This window comes from Pseudomonas sp. P5_A2_2, assembly GCF_054177685.1.
Map to the genome: position 1 here is coordinate 1 of NZ_JBGCUL010000471.1, position 3,495 is coordinate 3,495.

Annotated in this window: 2 protein-coding genes; both read right to left on the reverse strand. The window is 60.4% G+C overall.

Annotated features, from left to right (window positions below; all coding sequences use genetic code 11):
• Positions 1-22 precede the first annotated feature (22 nt).
• Positions 23-1,432: a GntR family transcriptional regulator MpaR gene (mapR, locus tag ACXRVY_RS20580; RefSeq protein WP_458238113.1), complete on the reverse strand. Its 1,410-nt coding sequence runs from the start codon at positions 1,430-1,432 to the stop codon at positions 23-25.
• Between the two features lie 98 nt (positions 1,433-1,530).
• Complete coding sequence (gene ccoG, locus ACXRVY_RS20585; RefSeq protein WP_223462881.1) at positions 1,531-2,943, reverse strand: cytochrome c oxidase accessory protein CcoG; 1,413 nt, start codon at positions 2,941-2,943, stop codon at positions 1,531-1,533.
• Positions 2,944-3,495 lie beyond the last annotated feature (552 nt).

Here is a 3,495-nt window from a genome sequence, read left to right on the forward strand (position 1 = left end):
TTTATCAAACGACATGGCGCTGTCAGAACGAGCGCACAATCCGCCCGAGCGTCTCCATCGCCTTTTCCGCAGCCTCATCCCAAGGGCTCCCATAATTCAACCGAATACAATTCCTGAACCGCTGCGCCGGTGAAAAGATCGGCCCCGGCGCAATGCTGATTCCCTGCGCCAACGCCATCTGAAACAACTTCAGCGAATCCATCTGCTCCGGCAATTCCAGCCACAAAAAGTACCCGCCCGCCGGTTGGCTGACCCGCGTTTGCGCGGGAAAATAGCGGGCGATGGCGGCGAGCATGGCGCTTTGCTGGTCTTCCAGCGCGTGGCGCAATTTACGCAGGTGCCGGTCGTAGCCGCCGTGTTGCAGGTAATCGGCGATGGCGGMCTGGGCTGGCATCGAGGCACAGAGTGAGGTCATGAGTTTCAGTCGTTCGATTTTCTGCGCATAGCGCCCGGCGGCAACCCAGCCGATGCGGTAGCCGGGGGCCAGGCTCTTGGCGAACGAGCCGCAGTGCATCACCAGGCCTTCGGTATCAAAGGCCTTGGCCGGTTTCGGTGCTTGCTGGCCGTAATACAGTTCGGCGTAGACATCGTCTTCGATCAGCGGCACCTGGTGGCGGCGCAGCAGTTCCACAAGCTGCTGTTTCTTTGCCTCGGGCACGGTTGCACCCATGGGGTTCTGGAAGCTGGTCATGCACCAGCAGGCCTTGATCGGATGGCGCTCCAGGGTTTGCTCGAGCACACCGAGGTCAATGCCGTCGCGCGGGTGCACGGGGATTTCCACGGCCTTGAGCTTCAGGCGTTCGAGCACTTGCAGGCAGGCGTAGAACGCCGGGGCTTCGATGGCTACCAGGTCGCCGGGTTGGGTCACCGCTTGCAGGCACAGGTTGAGGGCTTCCAGCGCGCCATTGGTGATCAGCAGTTCTTCCATGGGCAGCATCAGCCCGCCGACCATGTAGCGCAGGGCGATTTGCCGGCGCAGCTGCGGGTTGCCCGGCGACATGTCGGTGACCACCATGCGCGGGTCCATCTCGCGGCTGGCGCTGGCCAGGGAGCGGGACAAGCGTTGCAGGGGAAACAGGGTCGGGCTGGGGAACGCCGAGCCGAAGGGCACGGTGTTCGGGTCCTTGATCGAGTCCAGCACCGAGAACACCAGTTCGCTGACGTCGACTTCCGTTGACTCGTTGACCTCATTGCTGATCACCGGCTCGGAAAACGGCCGGGGTGCGTGGGCGTTGACGAAATAGCCGGAGCGCGGACGGGCGCGGATCAGTCCACGACGTTCCAGCAGGTAGTAGGCCTGGAACACCGTCGACGGGCTGACACCGTAGGTCTGGCTGGCGTAGCGCACCGACGGCACACGCTGGCCCGGGCCGAGGACGCCGGAGCGGATCAGTTCTGCGATGTCGTCGGCGAATTTTTCGTAGCGTTTCATCGAGTGCCCGGAAGGTTGTCATTCAAGAAAATCGAGGTGAGTTCATCGCGGGCAAGTCGAATCGTCGCACCGCGATGGCAGCAACACAGTCTAAGGGCTCAGCGATTCATCGGCGCAACAAACCGGCTCTTCGCCACGCTGTAGACGTCGGGCTCATCGCTGTCGACCACCTTGAAGCCGATGCTCTGCGAACTGCTGGCCGGCCGCTCCGAGAGCATCGCCACCGACACCGGCACATCGACAATCTCCCCCGGCGCCAGGCTCAACCCGGTCTTGCCCCGCAACTCGAAACCATCGGCATCGACCAGGCGCAATTGGTAGTCCTGACGCTGCTGGGTCTTGTTGATCACCTTCAGACTGTAGATGTTTTCGATCTGCCCCTGGCTGTTCTCGCGGAACAGGCCACGGTCCTTACTGACGTCGAGCGACACCATCGGCCGTTCCACCAGGGCCACCACCAGGGCGGCGATCATCACCAGCAGCACGGCGGTGTAGCCGATCAGGCGCGGACGCAGCAGTTGGGTCTTGCCACCCTGCAACTGATGTTCGGACGTATAGCTGATCAATCCTCGGGCGTAGCCCATTTTGTCCATGATCGAATCACAGGCGTCGATGCACGCGGCGCAACCGATGCACTCCATCTGCAAGCCATCGCGAATGTCGATGCCGGTCGGACAGACCTGTACGCAGAGCTGGCAATCGATGCAATCGCCCAAACCGGCCTCGGCGGGTTTGACTTCGCGTTTGCGCGGACCACGGTTTTCACCTCGGGCCACGTCGTAGGAAATGGTCAGGGTGTCCTTGTCGAACATCACGCTCTGGAACCGCGCGTAGGGGCACATGTGCATGCAAACCGCTTCACGCAGCCAACCGGCATTGATGTAGGTGGCGCCGGTAAAAAACAGCACCCAGAACAGGCTGACGCCACTCATTTGCAAGGTCAGCAGCTCTTCGGCCAGTGGCCGGATCGGTGTGAAGTAGCCAACGAAGGTCAGGCCGGTCAACAGGCTGATGACCAGCCACAAGGTGTGCTTGGCCGCTCGACGCATCAGTTTGTTCAGGCCCCACGGCGCGGCTTGTAACTTGATCCGCTGGTTGCGCTCGCCCTCGGTGATCTTCTCGCACCACATGAAGATCCAGGTCCACGAACTTTGCGGGCAGGTGTAGCCGCACCAGACCCGTCCCGCGAACACGGTGATCGCAAACAGGCCGAAGGCGGCAATGATCAACAACGCCGAGAGCAGGATGAAATCCTGCGGCCAGAAAGTCGCGCCGAAGATATGGAATTTGCTTTCGGAAAGATCCCAGAGCACCGCCTGGCGGCCACCCCAGTTCAACCACACGGTGCCGAAGAACAGCAAAAACAGAAAACCCGCACCGCTGATGCGCAGGTTGCGGAACAGCCCGGTGAAGCTGCGGGTATGGATGTGGTTGTCGCTGGATTTGGCCTTCATCTTCGGACGCAAAGGCTCGAATGTTTCTACGGTTCGGACGGGGATTCTCTCGCTCATGGTCTTTCGCTCATCAGCCTCCATCAGGCATGAGCACTATGAGTGGCGATCTGTTTGCATAACAGACTCAGGTATTGCATTAAAAAGCGGATCAGATGGTGCTGGACGCACGGCCTGCGACAACTTGAAGCACCCGCCGCAGAACGGTGCAAACGCCTATCCACAATAGCTGCGGCGGATGTTGATCAACGTCAGTCAAATCACCGAATCACTGGCGGTGGCTTTCAAATGCCGGCGTTGCGGCCGGGCTGGGCAGTGAGGCAGTGAGGCAGTGAGGCAGTGAGGAGACAGCGTTGGGGCAAACGGGAATGGATTGTTCATTGTTCAAACCTCCACTGGCACATGGCGTGAGTCGTGCTTAAGTAGGTGGACTAGTGGGTTAACCGCTGCGCCAAAGACTTGATTGCGCAAATTGCAGATGAAACTTTCCCGGCGACTGTCGCTCGGAACCTAAGTAAGTGCATCCCGGGGCGGACAGTCCAGCGGGATGGTGACCAGACACACGCGCGTCCATGGGGCGTCAGGAGAGAGGCTCGATGACGGCTGAAAAAC

Bases quoted from the DNA above. Each gene is read 5' to 3' on its own strand.
- ccoG (WP_223462881.1), bottom strand. From the start codon at position 2,943: ATGAGCGAGAGAATCCCCGTCCGAACCGTAGAAACATTCGAGCCTTTG.